19 protein-coding genes are annotated in these 21,958 nt (G+C 46.3%); 15 read left to right on the top strand and 4 right to left on the bottom strand.

The window, feature by feature from the left end:
- Positions 1–152 precede the first annotated feature (152 nt).
- Positions 153–953, top strand: coding sequence for a lipid II flippase Amj family protein (locus tag NLBNIHML_RS07180; RefSeq protein ID WP_494354084.1), 801 nt, complete (start codon positions 153–155; stop codon positions 951–953).
- Between the two features lie 58 nt (positions 954–1,011).
- On the opposite strand, the gene msrA is transcribed toward NLBNIHML_RS07180, so the two are convergent.
- Positions 1,012–1,974, bottom strand: a complete 963-nt coding sequence (gene msrA / locus NLBNIHML_RS07175; RefSeq protein WP_339235569.1) for a peptide-methionine (S)-S-oxide reductase MsrA — start codon at positions 1,972–1,974, stop codon at positions 1,012–1,014.
- A 180-nt stretch (positions 1,975–2,154) separates the two neighbouring features.
- Positions 2,155–2,766 carry a TVP38/TMEM64 family protein gene (locus tag NLBNIHML_RS07170; RefSeq protein WP_342570587.1) on the bottom strand — a complete coding sequence of 204 codons (612 nt, stop codon included), beginning with the start codon at positions 2,764–2,766 and terminating at the stop codon, positions 2,155–2,157.
- Between the two features lie 199 nt (positions 2,767–2,965).
- Here NLBNIHML_RS07170 and NLBNIHML_RS07165 point away from each other — a divergent pair, with 199 nt between their 5' ends.
- On the top strand, positions 2,966–3,904 hold the full coding sequence (locus tag NLBNIHML_RS07165; RefSeq protein WP_494354083.1) for a Gfo/Idh/MocA family protein: 939 nt from the start codon (positions 2,966–2,968) through the stop codon (positions 3,902–3,904).
- A gap of 32 nt (positions 3,905–3,936) precedes the next feature.
- On the top strand, positions 3,937–4,251 hold the full coding sequence (gene yxiS, locus NLBNIHML_RS07160; RefSeq protein ID WP_091028755.1) for a protein YxiS: 315 nt from the start codon (positions 3,937–3,939) through the stop codon (positions 4,249–4,251).
- A gap of 25 nt (positions 4,252–4,276) precedes the next feature.
- Here yxiS and NLBNIHML_RS07155 read toward each other — a convergent pair whose 3' ends face one another.
- The gene (locus NLBNIHML_RS07155; RefSeq protein WP_017687546.1) at positions 4,277–5,095 is read right to left on the bottom strand and encodes an AraC family transcriptional regulator; all 819 of its coding nucleotides are present in this window, start codon (positions 5,093–5,095) and stop codon (positions 4,277–4,279) included.
- Positions 5,096–5,285: 190 nt separating this feature from the next.
- On the opposite strand from NLBNIHML_RS07155, the gene NLBNIHML_RS07150 reads away from it, so the two are divergent.
- From NLBNIHML_RS07150 to NLBNIHML_RS07125, 6 genes are all read left to right on the top strand, one after another.
- Positions 5,286–6,398 carry a Gfo/Idh/MocA family protein gene (locus NLBNIHML_RS07150; RefSeq protein WP_339235559.1) on the top strand — a complete coding sequence of 371 codons (1,113 nt, stop codon included), beginning with the start codon at positions 5,286–5,288 and terminating at the stop codon, positions 6,396–6,398.
- A 201-nt stretch (positions 6,399–6,599) separates the two neighbouring features.
- Positions 6,600–7,568 (top strand): sugar phosphate isomerase/epimerase family protein, encoded by a 969-nt coding sequence (locus NLBNIHML_RS07145; protein ID WP_253438881.1) that lies wholly within the window; start codon positions 6,600–6,602, stop codon positions 7,566–7,568.
- Positions 7,569–7,592: 24 nt separating this feature from the next.
- The gene (locus NLBNIHML_RS07140; protein ID WP_339235555.1) at positions 7,593–8,321 is read left to right on the top strand and encodes a ThuA domain-containing protein; all 729 of its coding nucleotides are present in this window, start codon (positions 7,593–7,595) and stop codon (positions 8,319–8,321) included.
- Between the two features lie 330 nt (positions 8,322–8,651).
- A complete protein-coding gene (locus tag NLBNIHML_RS07135) occupies positions 8,652–8,948 on the top strand; it encodes a winged helix-turn-helix transcriptional regulator (protein WP_253442681.1) in 297 nt (98 codons plus the stop codon).
- Positions 8,949–9,142: 194 nt separating this feature from the next.
- Positions 9,143–9,874 carry a hypothetical protein gene (locus NLBNIHML_RS07130; RefSeq protein ID WP_339235553.1) on the top strand — a complete coding sequence of 244 codons (732 nt, stop codon included), beginning with the start codon at positions 9,143–9,145 and terminating at the stop codon, positions 9,872–9,874.
- 197 nt (positions 9,875–10,071) lie between these two features.
- Positions 10,072–10,785: a hypothetical protein gene (locus tag NLBNIHML_RS07125; RefSeq protein WP_017687552.1), complete on the top strand. Its 714-nt coding sequence runs from the start codon at positions 10,072–10,074 to the stop codon at positions 10,783–10,785.
- 86 nt (positions 10,786–10,871) lie between these two features.
- On the opposite strand, the gene NLBNIHML_RS07120 is transcribed toward NLBNIHML_RS07125, so the two are convergent.
- The gene (locus tag NLBNIHML_RS07120; protein WP_339235547.1) at positions 10,872–11,588 is read right to left on the bottom strand and encodes a Crp/Fnr family transcriptional regulator; all 717 of its coding nucleotides are present in this window, start codon (positions 11,586–11,588) and stop codon (positions 10,872–10,874) included.
- Between the two features lie 430 nt (positions 11,589–12,018).
- Here NLBNIHML_RS07120 and adhE point away from each other — a divergent pair, with 430 nt between their 5' ends.
- The 6 genes from adhE (at position 12,019) to NLBNIHML_RS07090 (ending at position 21,935) form a co-directional block, all read left to right on the top strand.
- On the top strand, positions 12,019–14,631 hold the full coding sequence (gene adhE, locus NLBNIHML_RS07115; protein ID WP_339235545.1) for a bifunctional acetaldehyde-CoA/alcohol dehydrogenase: 2,613 nt from the start codon (positions 12,019–12,021) through the stop codon (positions 14,629–14,631).
- Between the two features lie 877 nt (positions 14,632–15,508).
- Positions 15,509–17,767, top strand: coding sequence for a formate C-acetyltransferase (gene pflB / locus NLBNIHML_RS07110; RefSeq protein ID WP_494354082.1), 2,259 nt, complete (start codon positions 15,509–15,511; stop codon positions 17,765–17,767).
- Between the two features lie 89 nt (positions 17,768–17,856).
- A complete protein-coding gene (pflA, locus tag NLBNIHML_RS07105) occupies positions 17,857–18,609 on the top strand; it encodes a pyruvate formate-lyase-activating protein (protein ID WP_339235540.1) in 753 nt (250 codons plus the stop codon).
- A gap of 192 nt (positions 18,610–18,801) precedes the next feature.
- The gene (locus NLBNIHML_RS07100; RefSeq protein ID WP_339256230.1) at positions 18,802–20,169 is read left to right on the top strand and encodes an ABC transporter substrate-binding protein; all 1,368 of its coding nucleotides are present in this window, start codon (positions 18,802–18,804) and stop codon (positions 20,167–20,169) included.
- A gap of 51 nt (positions 20,170–20,220) precedes the next feature.
- Positions 20,221–21,105, top strand: a complete 885-nt coding sequence (locus tag NLBNIHML_RS07095) for a carbohydrate ABC transporter permease (protein ID WP_339256228.1) — start codon at positions 20,221–20,223, stop codon at positions 21,103–21,105.
- Entirely contained in the window at positions 21,105–21,935 is an 831-nt protein-coding gene (locus tag NLBNIHML_RS07090) for a carbohydrate ABC transporter permease (RefSeq protein ID WP_494354081.1), read from the top strand. The genes NLBNIHML_RS07095 and NLBNIHML_RS07090 overlap by 1 nt, the downstream gene beginning before the upstream one ends.
- The last annotated feature ends 23 nt before the right edge of the window (positions 21,936–21,958 follow it).

Here is a 21,958-nt window from a genome sequence, read left to right as displayed (position 1 = left end):
GTTGTTCTGTCATCGGAGTGTCAAGTGTAAATATACTTTAGTACAACGAATATAGAAGGATCTCGTTCCTATACTTTTAGAACACAGAAGAGTATAATGCTGTGCATGAAAGAAATAAGTTCAACAAAAGGAAGATAAAGGAGTACATACATATGTTTAGCCTCAGTCTGGCAATACCGATGATATTCACTATGTTGATTCATGCAACAGAAAGCCTATCTTATGCACTTCGTCTAGGTGGCTTGCGTACGCGCAGAATCGCGCTAGCCATTTCATTGGCTGGTATTTTGCTGTTGGTTTCTCGAACTTCCAATATGGCTCAGGGTCCGATGGTAGGTAATCTGGTGGATACCGCAACACGTGGAGCTAATCCTCACTTTGCAGCACAACTACATTGGCTGATGGGGGCGGCTACCATCGGAACCGCATTAGCCATATTGTGTTTTCCGACCATGGTTAAACTCTCATCCCGAATGGTCGTGCATTTTGAAGCAGCGGGTTCCATTCCTGTGATGGTTCGCGGAATGCTGAAGCGAAGCAAGATTAGAAATGCAATGTATTACATCACTCCGCCATCCTGGAAGATGGCCAAACGATTGGTACAGCATGGGATGCCAAGACGATTAATGCTGCTGAATGTAGCGGTAACCGCAATCTATACCACGGGTGTCCTGTCCAGCTTATATGCAGCGTACCTTTACCCCGGTCAGGCTGTAGCTGCATCTCAATCGACCGGGCTAATTAATGGCATAGCGACTATTTTGCTAACTATCCTGATTGATCCGCGGATTTCCTTGCTCAGTGACCGATCATTACGTGGTGAGATCCGTTTGGATCGCATGAACCAGATTTATGGCTGTATGCTCGTATCCCGTTTATTCGGTACACTGGTGGCACAGCTGTTATTAATTCCATTTGCGTATTGGATTGGTTGGATTGTAAATATGATGTGATTGTAAAGTACCAAAAAGAGCAGCGGGATCATCCCACTGCTCTTTTTGGTATTCAAACTTATTGGAAAAGGACGGCGTACTCACCGTATCCTTCTTTTTGAAGGTCTTCTTTGGGTACAAAACGAAGTGCCGCAGAGTTGATGCAATAACGCATTCCACCAGCTTCGGCAGGACCATCATTGAACAGGTGACCCAGATGGGAATCCCCCTCACGACTTCTCACTTCGGTACGAATCATGAAGTGACTGAGATCGGTTTTTTCCTTCACATTGTGGTCACGCAATGGACGTGTGAAGCTCGGCCAGCCGCAACCCGAATCGTATTTGTCAGTAGAACTGAACAATGGCTCGCCGGATACGATGTCCACATAGATCCCGTCACCGTGGTGATCCCAGAATTCGTTATGGAATGCAGGTTCGGTCGCGCTGTTCTGGGTCACTTCATATTGAAGCGGCGTCAGACGCTCTTTCAGTCCGTCTTTGTCCACCTTGCCGGACCAGTTGCGTTCGATGAAATCTACGCGTCCAGAACCTTTGCTGTACCGTTTGTAGTGGGCAGGGTTCTTCCGGTGATAATTCTGGTGATGTTCTTCGGCTTCATAGAACGGTTTGGCTGGCAAGATCGGCGTGAAGATGGGTTTGTCAAAACGCCCGCTTTGTCCCAGCTCCGCTTTGGACGCTTCGGCAATCTGGCGCTGCTCTTCGCTATGATAGAAAATGGCCGTCTGATAGGAAGATCCGCGGTCATGGAATTGCCCGCCTGTATCCGTAGGGTCGATCTGCTGCCAGAACAGTTCAACCAGTTTCTTATAAGGGAAGATAGCAGGGTCGAATGTAATTTGCACAGCCTCTACATGTCCTGTTGTCTCCGAGCAGACCTCTTCATATGTTGGATTCTCGGTATGTCCTCCTGTATAACCCGATACAATCTTGTGAATACCGGGCAGTTCTTCAAAGGGGGATACCATACACCAGAAGCATCCGCCTGCAAAAGTTGCTAACTCACTTGAATGTTGTTCCATGCTATAGTCACTCCATTTCTGATGAAGATTTAGCGCTCGTGTTCGAGCTCCAGCAATCTACCATTTTTATTAACCTGTTAACACAAGCATTGGGCTTGCTCTTCTATTATATCCTGAATTGGCAAGCCAACCAAGCAGGATTGAAAACAAACTGGATCTGAATACTTGCGAATTCTGAATTCAGGCTTTGTTTCGTGACCGAAAGCGAAATAGGAGCAATACAATGGCCATGAACACCAGGTATCCGGCAAGGATCGCCAAGCTCAGCCAGATCGAGGTTTCAGCCTGTGCACCTGCATAGGCAAAAACAAAAATCGCGGGCATTTTGCCAATAGCCGTAGCAACCATGAAGACCCAGAATGGCGTATACGTTATACCTGCGTAGATATTAACGGCCATCTGAGGCACGACCGGCAACAATCGCATCGACATAACACCCATAAATGGATGTGCTTCCATCCATGTGGTAAAACGGCTCAGACCTCGAATGCGTTCGAGGTACGATCTCGCCTGATGTCTGAAGATGGTTCTTGCTCCGCCATAGACGAGCATGGCAGCAAGTGTAGTGCCAAGCCAGCATATCCAGGCTGCCGTGGTAGTACCGTAACTGTAACCAAAGGCGATAATAACAAACTTATAAGGAATTACAGGCACCAGAGCAAACAATGTTGCCATGGCGAGTAACAGCGGAATGGACTGATGAAGATCGGTCCAGGCCAGCAGTTCATATCTGTAAATAAACGTGACTCCTGCAAGTAAAACATATAACAGAAGCCATAACCATTTTCGCAAAATCCCAAACGCTCCTTTCAGATCAGGCAGGTCTAGTCGTGTCCCGATCTGTACTGCTTTTCATTATAAGTTTACCACGTTCGCCCATGGTCTGAACAATTCGTGAGAAGTCTGCTGCAATCACTGGCAAGTTGCTGTCCGAAGGGTTACACTATAGGACGTGGAAATATAGAACCGAACTGAAGGTGGAATGATCATCATGGAAACAACCCAACGTAAACGAGTTGCAATTATCGGCCTCGGCGATATTGCACGTAAAGTATATTTGCCGCTGTTAACCGCTCATCCGAACGTGGAGATTGTAGGCATTATGAACCGATCTCCGGAGCCGGTCAAAGCCGTTCAGGAGGCGTATCGATTAGAACGGGGAACAACGGATCTGAAAGAACTGTTGTCCTGGGACTTGGATGCAGTGTTTGTACATACAGCAACAGAAGCGCACTTTGACATTGTCATGCAATGTCTGGAACAGGGATTAGCCGTGTATGTAGACAAGCCGTTATCCTATACGCTTCGGGAGTCGGAAGAGATGACTGCTTTTGCCGAGGCACAAGGTCTGTTGCTGGCCGTGGGCTTCAACCGCAGATTCGCACCGATGTATCAAAAAGCGAAACAATGGATGGAGGGTGGAAAAGGCTTCGACTCCCTGACAGTGACCAAACATCGTACAGGCATTCAGGATCGTCCTGCGGCAGAAACGATCTATGATGATCTCATCCATATGCTCGATCTGATGTTGTGGTACTCGAATCATAATGTGGAGCTGCTTCACCAATGGATTCGGAAGAATGATCTGGACCGATTACTGCATGCAACCGGAACGGCCAAGCTGGGTAGAACAGCCTACGGTCGATTCGATATGGTGCGTGAAGCTGGGGCAGATCTGGAGAAGGTCGAATTGCATGGTGGTGGACGTTCTGCTGAAGTGGTGAACATGGACACGATTAGCTACTTGGAACAGGGGAGTCTGGAAACCAAAGAAGCGTTCGGGAGCTGGGACACCGTGTTAGCACGCAGAGGTTTTAGCGGAGCAGTTGATAATTTCCTGGCTTGTCTGGACTCGCCAGATGATTGCCTGATCAGTGCAAGTCATGTCATGGACAGTCATGAACTGGCTGAACAATTGATTCGCAAATAGTTAGAGAATACACATACGGAGGATTACACGTCATGGATGAATATGAAAAGGAACGTAACAAGCAAATCGAGGAAGCGGTCATTGAAACCTATAAACAGGAAGAAGAGATGATGATCCTCGTATTTGCCCAGTGGTGTGTGAATAATGGTTTGGACCCGGAAGAGATGTACCGGCAAGCCTACCCGAATCAGCAGAGCAACGAACGTTTGCAGCAGGTGCAGAAGCTGATTGTATCCAAGGAGGAAGCCGGTGAGATCCCGGATGATACGGTACTTGGAGTGTTGTCCATGTTTGGCAATGAAGATCTGGCGATGGTTGTATCTGAGGCCATAGCCGCGCGCAAATAAGTTCAACTTACGTATACTGGTATGATTACATCTGTTCCCGGTGAATGACGCGGAATTCCTTCGGGGACATGCCGAACCGGGAACGGAATACCCGATGGAAATAGGTATAGTTGTTGAAGCCGGAAGATTCGGACACTTGCTCCAGGGTCATTGGACTGAAAATAATCCGTTCCCTGGCCATGTTCAGCCGTACGTCAAGCGTGTATTGCATGATGCTTTTGCCAAATGCCTCTTTGAAGAGATGAACACCCCGTGAGACACTGATGCCAATGTGTGTTGCCACATCATCCAGCTTGAATAAAGAGGAAGCGTTTTCTTCAATGTAGTTCTTGATCTCATAAGCCACATAATTGGTATTGGTTATCGTTGGATGCTCCGCAAGCAGACGATCCACTTCGAGACATAAAATTCGCATATAATAACTTGAAATTTCCGGATAAGGATTAGAGATGCGGCGTTGCTCCAGCACGAGCTGTCGAAACAGGACTAAAAGACTTTCCGTCAGTTCGACTTTGATCCGTGTCGGCCGTTTGTGACGCTTCCACCACTCATCCACCCAGGAACCATTGAAGAAGATGTGATAGTCACCACTCTCCACCAGTCGTTCTCCCATCGGATTGGTTTCATTGTCTATTCTCAGCTCATAGGGCTCATCAGGATCAAAAAGAAGCAGATCGCCCGCATCCACCAGGGACATGTCCCCGTCAATGCGTGCACGGCAACGTCCGTCTGTTTGCAGTCTTAACAGGTAGTTCTTGACCCCTTCAGGCTGCACCATAGCGTAGGGTTTACGATGAAATGAAAAGCCTGCTGTAAGAACTTGGCAGGATTGATCTGTCGGCATGGGCATACTCCTTGCAATTTGAAAATTATGACCAGATAGTTCATGTTTCAATCATATTATTCATTTTAATTGAAGCTGAAACGGAATACCATAGTATTAGATTTAAGGAACAGGAAACATCCAACAAAACATATGTATCTCAACCATTCAAACGCAGATTTTCACCATGCGTAAGGAGATGAACGTCACAGTGGAGAAAATGAAAGCAGGCATCATCGGGTGTGGTAACATCAGCGCCATCTACCTGGAAAATCTCAAAAACAACCCGGTCATTGAAGTCGTGGCTGTTGCGGATTTGATTCGTGAACGCGCTCAGGAACGGGCAGATGAATTTAATATCGCAAACGTTTACAATGTAGATGAGTTGCTGCAAAATAACGAAATTGAACTTGTGTTGAACCTTACGGTTCCTGGCAGTCATGCCATGACCGATCTGGCTGCACTCGAAGCAGGCAAACATGTGTATGCCGAGAAGCCGCTGGCAATTTCGCTTGAGGATGGTCGCAAGGTTGTTGAACTGGCTGAAGAAAAGGGATTGTACGTGGGTTCTGCACCGGATACGTTCCTTGGTTCAGGCATTCAAACGGCTCGTAAAGCGATTGAGGATGGCCTGATCGGCAAGCCGATTGCAGCGACTTCATTCTTCATGGGTGGAGGACCGGAAGCTTGGCATCCTAATCCGGAGTTCTTTTATGTTGCAGGTGGTGGACCGATGTTTGATATGGGACCCTACTACCTGACCGCTCTGATTACGCTGCTTGGACCGATACGCAGAATTAGCGCCTCGGCAGGCATACAGATTGCAGATCGCAAGATCGGCTCCGGGCCGAAGGAAGGTACAGCGTTGCAAGTAGAGACGCCTACCCACTTGGCAGGAACCATTGATTTCGCAGAAGGTGCCATTGCGACCATGATTACCAGTTTCGATATTCGCGGAGCTTCGGATCTGCCACGTATTGAAATCTACGGTACAGAAGGTACGCTTAGCGTACCGGACCCCAACTATTTTAACGGGGAAGTGAAGGTTCGCAGATACGGTCAAGACACTTGGGAGACAGTCAAACCAGTCTTCGAAAGTGGACAAAACGAACGAGGCATCGGCGTAACCGAAATGGTTGAATCCATTCGTGCCGGACGCGAACACAAAGCCAGTGGCAAGCTCGCTTATCACGTACTGGAAGCTATGCATTCATTCCAGCGTTCTTCACTTGAAGGCAAGCACATACATCTGGAGAGCAGCTATGACGCTTTTGCAGTAACTCGCACAGTTCAAACTGAGATTGAAAGCGTGGAATCGCTCTAGTATGAGTAACAAGTGTTAACGCTTGATGCCCATACGAATGATGAAGAATAACCAGTATTCTTACGTTCAATTTCAGGATAGAAACACTCTCGATTTTCCACACTAAGCAAACAGGCATATGATTCTGAGCGGTAAATGTATACAGTTCAATTTTCATGAATTCAGCAATTATTCGATATCTAATCCAGGGAGGAATCGCACTTGAAACTCGGCGTATTTTTGGTACTATTCGGAGGACGTAAATTGGAGGATGCTCTTGATTATGTAGCATCCAAGGGATTAAAAGCAGTAGAGATCGGAACAGGCGGACATCCAGGCAATGCACATTGTAAGCCGGATGAATTGTTAAGCAATCCTACGGCACTTAAAAACTTCAAAAATGCAGTGGAGTCACGTGGTTTGACAATTAGTGCACTGAGCTGTCACGGTAACCCGCTTCATCCGCAAAAGGATATTGCGAAGGGATTCCACGATGATTTTGTTAAAACGGTAGAACTGGCTGAGAAGCTGGAAGTGCCTGTAGTGAATACATTCTCCGGTTGTCCGGGAGACCATGAGGATGCCAAGTATCCGAACTGGCCTGTTGCACCATGGCCGAATGATTTCCAGGAGGTCCTGAAGTGGCAGTGGGAGAACAAAGTGATCCCGTATTGGACAGAGTGGGGTAAATTTGCAGCAGATCGTAACGTAAAAGTCGGATTGGAGCTGCACGGTGGATTCTCCGTTCATACACCAGCAACCTTGCTGAGACTGCGTGAGGCAGCAGGTGAAGTAATCGGAGCCAATCTGGACCCAAGTCACATGTGGTGGCAAGGTATTGATCCGGTTCAGGCCATTCACATCTTGGGCCGTGAAGGAGCCATCCATCACTTCCATGCCAAAGATACAACAATTGATCCGGTAAACGTGAACAAACACGGTGTAACGGATATGCAGGACTATACGAATATGCTGGATCGCGCTTGGCAGTTCCGCTCGGTCGGTTATGGACATGATAACAAGACATGGGCAGATATTATTAGTGCCTTGCGTCTGGTCGGTTATGATTACGTAGTAAGTATTGAACACGAGGACGGTCTGATGTCGGTTGAAGAAGGATTCTCTAAAGCCGTACAAAATCTCCAGCAAGTATTGATTGAAGAACCGCTGGGCGATATGTGGTGGGTTTAGAGCTACACTAGGGGGAAATTGAATATGATCAACGTCACCATTTGGAATGAATTTGTCCATGAGAAAATTCACGATGAAGTAAGGGAAGTCTACCCGGATGGTCTGCATCGAGCACTGGCTGACGGACTTGGCGGCGAAGGCTTTGCTATTCGTACGGCTACACTGGATCAGCCTGAACACGGTTTGACTGATGAAGTGCTGAATTCCACAGATGTGCTTATATGGTGGGGACATATGGCACATGATCGTGTAAGCGATGAGATCTCACAGAAAGTTGCACAGCGAGTGCTGAACGGGATGGGAATGATTGTGCTCCATTCAGGTCATTTCTCCAAACCATTCAAAGCGCTGATGGGAACCAGCTGCGATCTGAAATGGCGTGTAGCTGACGAGCAGGAAATTGTGTGGTGTGTTAATCCATCTCATCCGATTGCAGATGGCATTGAAGGCAAGATTGTATTGGAAAAAGAAGAGATGTACGGTGAATTCTTCGATATTCCAGTACCGGATGAACTGGTGTTTGTAAGTAACTTCCAGGGTGGGGAAGTATTCCGGAGCGGATGTACGTTCCGGCGTGGTGAAGGTAAAATCTTTTATTTCCGACCAGGTCATGAGACGTATCCGACCTATTACAAACCGGAAATATTGCGAGTAATCAGTAACGCAGTAAAATGGGCATATCCTGCCCGCAGCTTTAAGCCGGAATTTGGCAAGAGCGAACCTGTAAGACCATTTGGTGGCGTGCTGGTTTAATTCACAATTTCTTTATTCCTAGAAAGGAATCAAAAAATCTGGGATAACATATCCATACCAAGGAACCCTTCTGCAAGTCGATGATGACTGTGGCAGTTGGGTTCCTTTTGGGTAAGATAGTATTATGGGGAAGTTATACGATATTTCCCATGGTTACGAGACGGGCTGTAAGGTATACTGGGATATAACAAGTAATACTTCTAAAATTTAAACTTTTTAGGGGCAGACGTTTTCTTTAATGCTTAAATATGTTATTATGAAATATACTAACAAAATGTAAGTTGAGTGATCTCTAAAGAGGTGATTAATGTGGAAGGTCAAGACTTGCGGATGTGTCCGCGTTTTGAGACGGCGTTTTCCTTTTTGGGCAAGCGCTGGAATGGTCTAATTATTCAAACGTTGATGAGTGGTTCGAAGCGATTCAAGGATATCTCCAATCTGATTCCATCCATGAGTGATAAGATGTTATCCGAACGGATGAAAGATCTGGAGGGTGAAGGTATTCTGGTTCGTCACGTCTATCCTGAGACGCCGGTTCGTATTGAATATGAACTGACGGATAAAGGTAGAGCGCTCCAGCCTGTCATGAATCAAATTCAAGACTGGGCTGAGAAGTGGGTTGACTAACGTCTAAGCAACATCACCCACTTTCGTTGCATGAATGACTTAGACTCCTGATTTCTGTGGAAATCAGGGGTTTTTGTCTTAAAAATAACGTGGATCGGCGTTTTTCTCTTGGGCGTTGCACATGTTGTCATGAGTTGTAGTATAATCTATAGAAAATGGCCACAGACGGCCGGAGCGAAGGAGGCCCACTTGTCATGAGAGAAGAAAGCTTATCCCGTGAAGTACGCTACGGCAAGAAAGATATTGCAGAACTTGAGAGCGCATCCATTCAGGTCCATCTAATATACAAAAAAGCTGCAGAGTTATTTAAGCGCACAGCATACTCCCGTTCGGTTAAAGATGATCTAACCGAAGTGAATACACATTCTGTGAACAGCGATGGCCCGAGATTAGCTCCGGCTGTGCTGCAAAAATGGATTCAAACGTCCAGGGGCTGGAAGTGTATCGGATGTGAACTGAGACAACCTGATTTAACGATGTCTCAGATGGAAGAAACAATCGATGAAAAGCAGTTGCTTCTGGATATCGGAGAAGGTCGGTTGGTTCACGCAGAAATGCTGATTCAGGCGGTTGTCTGGTCTCAATATGAGAAGATTCGAATGTTTGCACCTTGGCTTGGGGATGACGCCTTCTATAGCGTTCAGGAACTGGATGTCATTGCCCGTTATATTGTGCCTACCTATTTCTCTGAACGGCCTTTGCATGAGCAAGGCAAGGTGTTCAAGATACATCAACAATATGGGCAGATTCCGTTATATCAGGAGTATGTAGACGCACCTTCATGTTGCGTGCAGGTGGACGGAGGATTGCTTGAAGGGCGATTGCTGACAGGTGTATATGTGTCTGAAGAACAGTTCTTCGGACTTAATCCATATCTGAAAGATGGAGATGGAGGACGGACATACATGCAGGCTAGTGTCCAGTAACAGAAGAACCAATGAAATCGAGAAAATGATTCAGATTGGAGAGCCTGTGTGCAGGCTCTCTTTCTTGTACAAGCCTTATTTGGAGAGGCACTCCCTTAAAAGTAACGGCTTTGACACTTTTTTTTGCTGAAGGTTGTGCCATAATAGAGGTTATGGACAACAGGGTGAATGATTTTACGCAGGGTGGTGTTACCTACATGATGAAGAAAATCCCCGGTTACATAGGTGTATGTTTGCTCTTACTGGCGATCTTGGCTGGTTGTAGTGAGACACAGCCTTCTGAACAGCCAATTGTCAAAGAGACAGAAACAGCGAATACGATTACAGTGGCTGTAGATGGCAGTACGTTTTTGCCTGATGCAACCAAGTCCATTAAGCGAGATTTTAGCGAAGGTTTGACACTCAAAAAGGCATTACTCAATAGCGGACTGGTTGATTTTACGGCAGATGGCAAACGGATTCAATCCGTTGGTGAAGTTTCTCTGGATTCTTCGCTTAGCTGGGCTGTCAAATTGAATGGCAAGGACATTGAACAGGAAGATTGGGACATGGAGCTTCATGCCAAAGATGAAGTGATCATTTACGTGAAAGCCGCTGACAGTGGGGGGGATGGCGTTGCATATCAGACAACGTTACTCAAGGTGAGCGGTGGAAACATTATGCCAACCCTCAATCGTCAATATGCCGGAGTCTACGTTCAAGAGTGTACCGTTCGCGATGTGTTGAAGTCCAGCGGAATTGTAAGAATGTCAGAGAATAACAAATTCGTCGTTTCGGTCGAGAATGTCACACCCCGCATGAATGAGCGGTGGGTCATTATGGTGAATGACAAAGAACTAATGGAAAATGGTTTGGACATGAAATTGAATCCACGTGATGCGGTGAAGCTTGAATTGACCAATGCATCCTAAGCATACCAAGAAGCCCAATCTCTATTTAGGAGAACTGGGCTTTTTTCATTAAAATTAAAGCAACATTCGATTAGCATAGTCAATTATTAAATACGACAGATCTCGTTCGGGCAAAGTTCACAGTGACAGATCCCTTGCAGCATCTTCAGATCTTTGATGACGATCATGCCATTGTCATATTCGATCGCATCTTTCTTGCGCAGATCGCTTAACATGCGGTTTACACTTTCACGGGTAGCTCCAATCATATTGGACAGGTCCGTGTGGGTAATTTTTTTATGAATAATGACATGCTCTCCATGAGGCTCACCATACGAATTCGACAATCGAATGAGGGTGGAGCAAAGCGCACCTGGTTTGCCATATAACATGAGATCCCGGAACTTCGTCTGTGTCAACCGGTGGTGGATGCCCATCCATTTCATAAAGTCGATCGCGAAGTCACAATGTTGGCAGATTAGCATCTCCAGGTCCTTATGCTCCAGTACACCGATCTCACTATCCTCCAGTACTTCCGCTGAGAAGGTGTGTTTCGAGCCAAAGAAGGGATCAGCCTGACCAATCATATCACCGGACTGATACATGTACATGATTAGTTCCTTGCCTTCATCCGTGGATTTGGTGATCTGGGCACGGCCCCGTTTCATATAATAAAGTTTGTCAGAGACGTCTCCTTCCCAGTACAGATGTGTACCTTCCGGATAGGTTCTATCTTTCATGGTAACCAGCAGATGGTTGAAATTCGCTTCCGAGAAACAGTTCGTATTGCCGCGTTTTTCCAGTACAGTTGTTAGTTCTAACATAAGTCTATCTCCCCTTTGTGTCCGTCGGATGGACTCCTGTAGCTTGCAGTAGCCTCCGAGGTTTGCCGCAAACCGTTGCCGTCCTGATCAGGGTCATCTCGGCCGGGAGGAAGGACGGTACAAATTGCGGTGGTTCAATTTTTAAGTTCAGTATATACCTAATCTTACCGTTTGAGGGGGAAGGAAAGGGGGCAAAAATGACGAAATTTCAAACATTGTGATTAAATTCACTTTTATTGGAGAGCATGATTTTTACAGCCCTATACTTTAAATAGGAAGTGAAAATGGTTGGATGAAGGACACTACAAAACTTAAATAAAATTTGTTATACTTTGTGAAAAAAATCACATAATTAAGTTTATGGTCATGTTACGATGTGAATGTAAAGAAGAGAGACAAACCAATACGAACCTTTAGGAGGATGAGGGAGATGGCTGTAAAGAACGAAGTCGCCCCAGCAAAAGAACCGACAGCAGGTCAGTATATTCAAACGTTAATCGACAAAGCGAATAAAGCACACGCCGCATTCATGAAGATGGATCAGATGCAGATTGACCGGATTGTGCAAGCGATGGCGCTTGCGGGTTTGGATAAACACATGATGCTCGCAAAGATGGCCGTAGAAGAAACAGGCCGCGGAGTATATGAGGATAAAATCACCAAAAATATATTTGCAACAGAATATGTGTACCACAGCATCAAGTATGACAAAACCGTAGGTGTAATTGAAGATAATGAGTATGAGAGCTTCCAGAAAATCGCGGAGCCGGTCGGTATTATTATGGGGATTACACCCGTCACGAATCCAACATCAACGACGATGTTTAAAGCACTGATCTCCATTAAGACGCGTAACCCGATCATTTTCGGTTTCCACCCATCTGCACAGAATTGTAGCCGCGAAGCTGCCAAAATCCTGCGCGATGCAGCGGTGAAGCATGGTGCTCCAGCGGATTGTATCCAATGGATTGATGATCCTTCCATGGATCGTACAAACGAACTGATGAATCACAATGATGTGGCTCTCATTCTGGCAACAGGCGGATCCGGCATGGTACGTGCAGCGTACAGCTGTGGTAAACCCGCACTGGGCGTAGGACCGGGTAACGTTCCTTGCTTTATCGAGAAAAGCGCGGATATCAATCAGGCAGTGACGGATTTGATCCTGTCCAAGTCCTTCGACAACGGTATGATCTGTGCTTCCGAGCAAGCGGTCATCATTGAAGAACCGATCTTTGATCAAGTGAAGAAAAAAATGATCGCGAATGGCTGTTACTTTGTTAACAAAGATGAAGCAGCAAAATTGACAGCAGGTGCAATTAACGCCGAGAAATGTGCAGTGAATCCGGCGATTGTGGGTCAATCTGCGGTGAGCATTGCGAAGTTGTGCGGTATTGAAGTTCCTGCAGGCACCAAAATTCTTGTAGCCGAGATTGAAGGGGTAGGTACCAAATTCCCATTGTCGGCAGAGAAATTAAGTCCGGTACTGGCTTGTTACAAAGTTAAAACGGCAGCAGAGGGAATTGAACGTGCAGCAGAAGTGGTTGCTTTTGGCGGTATGGGGCACTCCTCGGTGATCCACTCCACGAATGAAGAAGTGATTGGCAAATTCGCAGATCGTCTGCAAACTGGACGGATCATTGTGAATTCACCATCTACACATGGTGCCATCGGGGATATCTACAACACGAATATGCCATCATTGACACTGGGATGCGGATCATATGGACGTAACTCGACTTCTTCCAACGTAACCGCTGTGAACTTAATCAATGTGAAAAGGGTGGCTCGCCGTACCGTGAATATGCAATGGTTCAAAGTGCCGAACAAAGTCTACTTCGAAAAAGGGGCAACGCAGTATCTTGCCAAAATGCCTGACATCACACGTGTGGCGATTATTACGGATGCCATGATGGTGAAACTGGGATATGTTGAAAAGGTAGAACATTATCTGCGTCAACGCCAAATGCCAGTAGCAATCGAAGTATTCTCCGATGTAGAGCCAGATCCATCCACAACAACGGTAGATCGTGGAACCGAAATGATGCGCCGCTTCCAGCCAGACTGCATTATCGCACTCGGCGGGGGATCACCGATGGATGCTGCGAAAGCCATGTGGTTGTTCTATGAATATCCGGACACGGACTTTAACGATCTGAAACAAAAATTCATGGATATCCGCAAACGGATCTACAAATATCCACGTCTCGGCGTAAAAGCGAAATTTGTAGCGATTCCAACGACATCCGGTACAGGTTCTGAAGTAACATCGTTCGCGGTTATCACAGATAAAAATCAAGGGAATACTAAATATCCATTGGCCGACTATGAGCTGACACCAGACGTAGCGATTGTCGATCCGGAATTCGTATACTCTCTGCCTAGAACAGCCGTTGCAGATACAGGTATGGACGTACTGACTCATGCGATTGAAGCTTATGTGTCTGTCATGGCGAATGATTACACGGATGGCCTTGCGATCAAAGCGATTCAACTGGTATTCCAATACCTGGAGCAATCGGCACTGCAAGGTGATAAACTGGCACGTGAGAAAATGCATAATGCCTCCACCATTGCCGGTATGGCTTTTGCCAACGCATTCCTGGGCATTAACCACAGCTTGGCGCACAAATGGGGCGGTCAGTACCACACCGCACACGGACGCACCAATGCAATTCTGATGCCACACGTTATTCGTTACAACGCGAAAAAACCGACCAAATTTGCATCGTTCCCGAAATATTCGCACTTTGTAGCGGATGAGCGGTATGCCGAAATTGCCCGGATTCTGGGACTGCCTGCACGTACGACAGAAGAAGGCGTAACCAGTCTGATCAATGCCATTCGCAAACTGAACAAAACATTGGGCATTGAAGAATCGTTCCAAGAAATCGGATTTGATGCTAAAGACTTCGAAGCACATGTAGATTATCTGGCAGACCGTGCCTTTGAAGACCAATGCACAACCGCCAATCCGAAGTTGCCGCTGGTAACTGAACTGGCTGATGTATACCGCAACGCTTTCTACGGAAAGTTTGAATAACAAATCTAGAACGAAGCGTGCCTTACGGCAAAAAAAGATCAGGGTTCCCCGAGAGGGGAGCCCCGATTGCCGTCTTTATAGAGGTTACACGAAGTTAAGTGAGCAAGTGAGACACTAACACGATGACGAACAGAGCAGAACGGGCAGAAAAACAGAAAAGCGAAGCATCTGTTTTTCAGGAGTATTTTAAGATTTGGTTTGCACTGAGCATAGAGGAGCAAAAGGGTTTTATAGAGGTTACACTGAATCCGTGATGTGGCGGTTTGAACTATTCCCTTTACACAACAACAGAGGGGCAGAACAAACCTAAAAAGCGAAGCATGCGTCTTTAAAATAAAATTTGAACTTTGTTGTTTTATCAGTTGAACTACACATGTACACGATAACGGAGAGGAGAGAAAAAACCTGAAGAAGCGGAGCGTTCGCCTTTATCAACGGATTTTCACCTTTGAAAAAGTGATCAAAAAATCCGAGGATAACAGCGATCGGAAGGTTGTTCTCTACTTGCAGTGGCCAGTGTACGGCACCTAATGTTCATTCGCTTTTTCAGTAAATTTAAATAGTGAGCAGCGATTGGAAGGTTGTTCTGCCCGCGCAGTGGCTAAGTGTGAATCTAAAGGGGGTTCAATGGGACACAGCGCAGGTGGAGTGAGTTAGTTCACTGACTTTGTGACAAAAATCACAGATGATGAAAGCCTCAAGACGTATACTGAAAATGTAAGAAAAACATTCATTCCGCGGTTCCGGTTCCCAAGTAGAGAGAACATGATCCGGTTTATGTGAAACAATTCACATTAATCGCGGCTCTGGGCACACAATGCTACGAATGAAGCAAGATGTTATGTGTCCAGAAATCCAAATTAGTGGAGGGATTAAGATGTCGGTGATTGAAAAAGATGTCAAACAACAAACAGGCTGGAGAAACTTTACCAAAGGAACATGGACCAAATCCGTAGATGTGAATGATTTTCTGGCACACAACTTGACTCCGTATTACGGTGATGAAGCATTCCTAGCAGGTGCAACCCAGAATACCAAAGAATTGTGGGAGATCGTATCTGATCTGACCAAAAAAGAACGGGATAACGGCGGAGTACTTGATGTTGATGTGAACACACCAGCGACAATTGTTTCTCATCAACCAGGTTATCTGGATCAGTCCAAAGAGCAGATTGTCGGTGTTCAGACCGATGCTCCATTCAGACGTTCCATTCAACCAACAGGCGGAATCCGGATGATGATTGATGCATGTGAAGCATATGGCTTCGAATTGCCTCAAGGGCTCATTGATATATTTACAAACATTCGCAAAACACATAACCAGGGTGTATTCGATGCTTATACTTCCGATATGCGTGCAGCGCGTAAAGCAGGGATTATTACAGGTCTGCCAGATGCTTACGGCCGTGGCCGGATCATCGGTGACTATCGTCGTGTAGCTTTGTACGGGGTAGACTTCCTGATTCGTAACAAAAAAGGTGAATTGAACGCACTCGAAGTTGATGTTATTGATGAAGATGTCATTCGACTGCGGGAAGAATTGTCTGAGCAGATTCGTGCATTGCAAGAATTGAAACAATTGGGTGATATGCACGGGTTCGATATTTCCTTGCCAGCGACTACTGCAAAAGAAGCGTTCCAATGGTTGTACTTCGGTTACCTCGCTGCCATCAAAGAGCAGAACGGTGCTGCGATGTCTCTGGGACGTGTATCTTCTTTCCTGGATATCTACATTGAACGTGACCTGCAAGAAGGCATTCTGTCCGAAGAACAGGCTCAGGAATTGGTGGACCATTTCGTAATGAAACTGCGGATTGTCAAATTCCTGCGTACACCGGATTACAACGAACTGTTCAGTGGAGATCCAACGTGGGTAACGGAGTCCATCGGTGGTATGTCTGTAAATGGTGAAACACGCGTAACCAAAAACAGCTTCCGTTTCCTGCATACCCTGCACAACTTGGGTCCTGCACCAGAACCGAACCTGACTGTACTATGGTCCACGAAGCTTCCAGAAGCTTTCAAAGATTATTGCAGCAAAGTATCCATTGAAACCAGTTCAATCCAGTATGAAAATGATGACCTGATGCGTCCGATCTACGGTGACGATTACGGTATTGCTTGCTGTGTATCGGCGATGAAGATCGGGAAACAAATGCAATTCTTCGGCGCTCGTGCCAACTTGGCAAAAGCTCTCCTGTATGCGATCAACGGTGGTCGTGACGAGAAATCCGGAGCACAGGTTGGACCGGAGTATCCTGCCATTACCAGTGAAGTGCTGGATTACAATGAAGTCATGAAACGCTTCAAACCAATGATGGAGTGGCTCGCGAAGCTGTATATGAACACCCTCAACGTCATTCACTACATGCACGATAAATACAGCTATGAGCGTATCGAAATGGCATTACATGATCGTGACATTGTACGCACGATGGCTTGTGGTATCGCGGGTCTCTCGGTTACAGCAGATTCACTGAGTGCCATTAAATATGCCAAAGTAAAACCAATCCGTAACGAACAAGGCATCGCGGTTGATTTTGAAATCGAAGGTGACTTCCCTTGTTACGGTAACAATGAAGATAGCGTGGATAGCATTGCTGTTGAACTGGTTGAGAGCTTCATGGGCATGATTCGTAAGCACAAAGCATACCGTAACGCAATACCAACACAATCCGTTCTGACGATCACTTCCAACGTGGTATATGGTAAGAAAACAGGGACTACACCGGACGGTCGTAAAGCAGGTGAACCATTTGCTCCAGGTGCGAACCCAATGCATGGTCGTGACAAAAAAGGTGCACTGGCTTCCCTTGGCTCTGTAGCCAAATTGCCTTATGAACACAGTCTTGACGGGATTTCCAATACCTTCTCCATCGTGCCAAAAGCATTGGGTAAAGAGGAGACTACACGTAAATCCAATCTCACTGCGATGATGGATGGCTACTTTGGTCAAAACGCTCATCATCTGAACGTTAACGTATTTGATCGTCAGCAACTGATTGATGCGATGGATCACCCGGAAAACTATCCGCAACTGACTGTACGGGTATCCGGATATGCGGTTAACTTCATTAAACTGACTCGTGAACAACAGTTGGATGTCATCAACCGTACGTTCCATGGCTCGATGTAAGTAATATGCAAGTAGAAGACCGCTAGAGCAAGACATTCCAACTCATATTAAACGCACAGCGGATGCGGATACAGAAAGGAAGAGGCAGCATGGTTAACGGACATATTCATTCACTCGAAACTTTCGGGACGGTTGACGGCCCAGGCATCCGCTTCGTGCTTTTTATGCAAGGATGTCTACTCAAATGTCAGTACTGCCATAACCCTGATACATGGGCGCTCGATGGTGGAAAAGAAATGACGCTAGAGGAGGTATTGGCTGAAATTGAGCCATATCTATCCTATTACCGCAGCTCCGGAGGCGGACTCACGATATCTGGCGGAGAACCAACGTTACAGGCCCACTTTGTAGGCGAAATCTTCAAAGAAGTGAAGCGGCGCTGGGGATTGCATACGACACTGGACAGCAACGGATTTAACGAACCGGAACGGATTCACGATCTGCTGGATAACACAGACTTGGTTCTGCTGGATCTCAAGCATATTGATGATGAGAAACATATCAAGCTGACAGGCAAGTCGAACGAGAGAACGTTGAAAACGGCCAAGTGGTTATCGGAGCAAGGTCGGAAAATGTGGATACGCCACGTGTATGTGCCTGGCATTCATAACGAGGAAGAGGATCTGCTTAACCTCGGACGGTTTATTGGAACATTAAATGGCGTCGAGAAGTTCGAAATTCTTCCATACCATCAGATGGGGATCTACAAATGGGAAGCACTCGGCAAAATATATCCACTGGATGGCGTTCCTTCACCAAGTGAAGAAGAAGTGGAGCGGGCGTATCGCCTCATCGAACAAGGTCGCCAGGAAACGGCTGGCGTGGCTTGTTCCGATAAGTGATCAACATTTATATATAACGTAAAAATCAAGAGCCAAGCAGCCCTTGCGAATATACTTCGCAGGGGCTGTTTTTTGTCCAGTGAAGGATTTTATCCCTCCATTGATGAATTGTCATCCTTACGATGTAAGCTCCGGCTTTTTATAATCAGAGTGTAAAGCCAAATGCTCAATATCTTGAGGAGGGTCAACCCGATGAAAAAAAGAATGACATTGCTGCTTTCATTATTGCTTATCACTTCATGGACTTTGGCGGGATGTGCAAGCTCAAGTAACGAGCCACAGCAAGGCGCAGGCAATACACCTGTGGAGGAGACAAGTAAGGAACCGGTTGAGATGCTCCTTCGCCACACGCAGGTGGGGGCTGACAAACAGAAACGATTGGCCATTCTGCAGGACGTTGTGGACAAAGTGGAGGGTGAGATACCCAATCTGACCTTTACGCTGGATGGTGTCGAATCCGATGTGAATCGCAAGGAGAAGCTTCGCGGGGAGATGGCGGCAGGTAACCCGCCGGATATATTTGAACTGTTCGGCAGTCCGGATTCCAAAGTGTATGCCAAGGAAGGTATGCTGCTTGATCTGACTCCAATCCTTCAAGAGTTGGGCATCCAGGACCAGTTTACATCCCTTGAGCCATTTACGTATGAAGACAAAGTGTATGGACTACCGATTGGCGGTTCGGGCGAAGGTTTTTTCTATAATAAAGAGTACTTTGAACAAAAAGGATGGAAAGCTCCAACGACCATGGCTGAACTGGACAACATGTTGGCCGAGATTAAGGCTGATGGCAAAGTGCCGCTTGCTTCTGCATCCAAGGCAGGCTGGGTTCCCCTTATGTTAACCAACCACCTGTGGTCCCGCTATGCCGGGCCGGAGATTACTGCAAAGTTTGCAACAGGTGAAGCGAAGTGGACTGATCCGGGTGTTGTCCAAGGTTTTGCCAAACATAAGGAATGGGTTGATAAGGGTTATTTCAAAAAAGGTGAACTGGGCTTCGAATATGCCGAATACACCACGCAATTTACCAGCGGAGAAGCGGTATTAATGTATGACGGAACATGGAAATCATCTGTGTTCAAGGAAGGCCAAAGCGGGGAATCGCTCATTGGCAAGGTTGGATTCTTTAATATGCCTCCGGTAGAGAACGGAGCAGGTGATCAGACGTCCTTGATGCGGGATGTGAACAATGGATATGGATTCTCGGCAGCCGTGGCGGATGATCCGCAGAAGCTGGAAGCCGTTAAAGCTTTTATCAAAAATTTCTACAATGAAGATATGCAGGTTCGCGGCCTTGTGGAAGATGGTGTATTGCCTGCCATGAAGCTGGATGAAAAAGTGTTAACCGATAGCATTACCGATGATTTGATGAAAGAAATTGTGGCCGTGCTTAATGCGTCCAAGACGTCGTTCCCGGCATTTGATGCACTCGTTCAGGCTGATGTGACGACAGAGATCAGTAATCTGCAGATTCAGAAGTTGATCGGTGGGCAGACTACGCCAGAGAAAATGGCAGAAGAACTGCAAAAGGTACAGGAGGAAGCAAACGCTTCAGTGGAATAAATCAATCCAAGTTGAAACTGCGACCGTTGAAGTGACTTAAGGAGGCTGACCATGAATACTTCACTCCGCAGCCCGTTAATCTATACGCTGTTTGTAATGCCAGCCCTGATTCTGTTTATCATGTTCTTTCTATATCCTATTGGCAGCTCCTTATATTACAGTCTGACGAGTTGGAATGGGGTTTCCGCTGAGCCACGTTTTGTGGGCTTATCCAACTATGTGAAGGCACTGACCGATGAACGATTTTGGATTTCCACACGGAATAACGGCTTTTTCATCGGATTTTCGGTACTGATTCAGGTACCTCTAATCGTCCTGTTTTCGCTACTGATTGCCAATGTGAAAAGGCTGAAAGGTCTGTATAAAACAGCTGTTTTTTTACCATCCATTATGTCGACAGCCGTGATCGGTATCTTATGGGGGTTCATCTATGAGCCCAACATCGGATTATTAAACAAAATGCTTCATGTGCTGGGCATCGATCCAATCTACTGGTTATCCGATAACCGATTTGCCATGTTGTCCATTTTGGTTACCAATGCCTGGCAGTGGACGGGATTTTACATTGTCATGGTACTGGCTGCCATACTGGCGATTCCCCGTGATTTGGATGAAGCAGCTGCAATCGATGGTGCAACGGCGGTACAACGTGCAATGCGGATAACACTGCCGCTGATTCGTCCGATCATTTCCGTCGTTATCATGTTGTCCATTGCAGGAGCTATGAAAGCAGCTGACATCGTGATTGTCATGACCAAAGGTGGGCCCGCTGGGTCCACCGAGGTTCTGGCGACATACATGATCAAATATGCGATTACCAATTTCAAATATGGTTATGGCAATACCATTGCGGTACTGATCTTTGCTCTGACGCTTGTGCTTACTGCGGTGTATCAACTGCTGGTGGCGAGAAAGAGCGAGAAGGTGGAATATTGATGGCGAAAAACATAAAAAGCAGTATACCTCATGTGTTGTTAATGTTGTATTTAATCGCGATTTTGTTTCCCTTTTTATTTGTGATTTTCTCGTCTTTCAAGCAGGATAACAATGAAATTGCCTTGAATCCATTCGGTCTGCCGACAACATGGGAGTTTAACAATTATGTGGAGGCCTGGGTGAATGCGAAGATTGGCACGTATTTCTGGAACAGCCTATACATCTCAATTCTGTCTTCGGCGTCTACAATTGCACTCGGTGCGATGTTTGCTTTTGCCGTAACCCGGATGAGACACCGGAAATGGAGTCTATTTCTGTACAGCTTGATTCTGGCGGGCATGCTTATTCCCAACAATGCACTCATGCTGCCGATCTATCTGCTTGTACGCAAAATGGGCATATTGGATACACATCTGGCATTGATCGTTCCCTATGTGGCGAATGCGATTCCCTTTACCATTATTATACTGGCGGCTTTTATGCGATCTCTGCCTGGTGAAATTGAGGAAGCGGCGGTTATGGACGGCTTGAGGGCTCCGGGTATCTTTGCTAAAATAGTGATACCTCTTACGGTTCCGGCTATTGTTACCGTTTTTATCGTTAATTTCCTCGGGAACTGGAACGAATTTTTACTCGCCAACTATTTCTTATCCACCGATAAATTGCGCACGCTGCCCGTGGGTATGGTCCAGTTTCGGGATCAATATCAGATGAACTATGCTCAGATGTCGGCAGGTATTGTATACAGCGTTGTACCTGTACTTGTGATCTACGCCATACTCCAGGAGAAAATTATAGAAGGAGTAACTGCAGGCGGTGTCAAAGGTTAATACCATGAACCAGTGAATAGGGA

Source organism: Paenibacillus sp. JNU01 (assembly GCF_059130585.1).
This window is presented reverse-complemented; position numbering and strand designations above follow the sequence as displayed.

Bases quoted from the DNA above. Each gene is read 5' to 3' on its own strand.
- NLBNIHML_RS07095 (WP_339256228.1), top strand. From the start codon at position 20,221: ATGAATACTTCACTCCGCAGCCCGTTAATCTATACGCTGTTTGTAATG.
- msrA (WP_339235569.1), bottom strand. From the start codon at position 1,974: ATGGAACAACATTCAAGTGAGTTAGCAACTTTTGCAGGCGGATGCTTC.
- NLBNIHML_RS07135 (WP_253442681.1), top strand. From the start codon at position 8,652: ATGTGTCCGCGTTTTGAGACGGCGTTTTCCTTTTTGGGCAAGCGCTGG.
- NLBNIHML_RS07120 (WP_339235547.1), bottom strand. From the start codon at position 11,588: ATGTTAGAACTAACAACTGTACTGGAAAAACGCGGCAATACGAACTGT.
- NLBNIHML_RS07140 (WP_339235555.1), top strand. From the start codon at position 7,593: ATGATCAACGTCACCATTTGGAATGAATTTGTCCATGAGAAAATTCAC.
- NLBNIHML_RS07155 (WP_017687546.1), bottom strand. From the start codon at position 5,095: ATGCCGACAGATCAATCCTGCCAAGTTCTTACAGCAGGCTTTTCATTT.
- NLBNIHML_RS07090 (WP_494354081.1), top strand. From the start codon at position 21,105: ATGGCGAAAAACATAAAAAGCAGTATACCTCATGTGTTGTTAATGTTG.
- adhE (WP_339235545.1), top strand. From the start codon at position 12,019: ATGGCTGTAAAGAACGAAGTCGCCCCAGCAAAAGAACCGACAGCAGGT.
- NLBNIHML_RS07125 (WP_017687552.1), top strand. From the start codon at position 10,072: ATGATGAAGAAAATCCCCGGTTACATAGGTGTATGTTTGCTCTTACTG.
- NLBNIHML_RS07180 (WP_494354084.1), top strand. From the start codon at position 153: ATGTTTAGCCTCAGTCTGGCAATACCGATGATATTCACTATGTTGATT.
- NLBNIHML_RS07100 (WP_339256230.1), top strand. From the start codon at position 18,802: ATGAAAAAAAGAATGACATTGCTGCTTTCATTATTGCTTATCACTTCA.
- pflB (WP_494354082.1), top strand. From the start codon at position 15,509: ATGTCGGTGATTGAAAAAGATGTCAAACAACAAACAGGCTGGAGAAAC.
- pflA (WP_339235540.1), top strand. From the start codon at position 17,857: ATGGTTAACGGACATATTCATTCACTCGAAACTTTCGGGACGGTTGAC.
- yxiS (WP_091028755.1), top strand. From the start codon at position 3,937: ATGGATGAATATGAAAAGGAACGTAACAAGCAAATCGAGGAAGCGGTC.
- NLBNIHML_RS07130 (WP_339235553.1), top strand. From the start codon at position 9,143: ATGAGAGAAGAAAGCTTATCCCGTGAAGTACGCTACGGCAAGAAAGAT.
- NLBNIHML_RS07165 (WP_494354083.1), top strand. From the start codon at position 2,966: ATGGAAACAACCCAACGTAAACGAGTTGCAATTATCGGCCTCGGCGAT.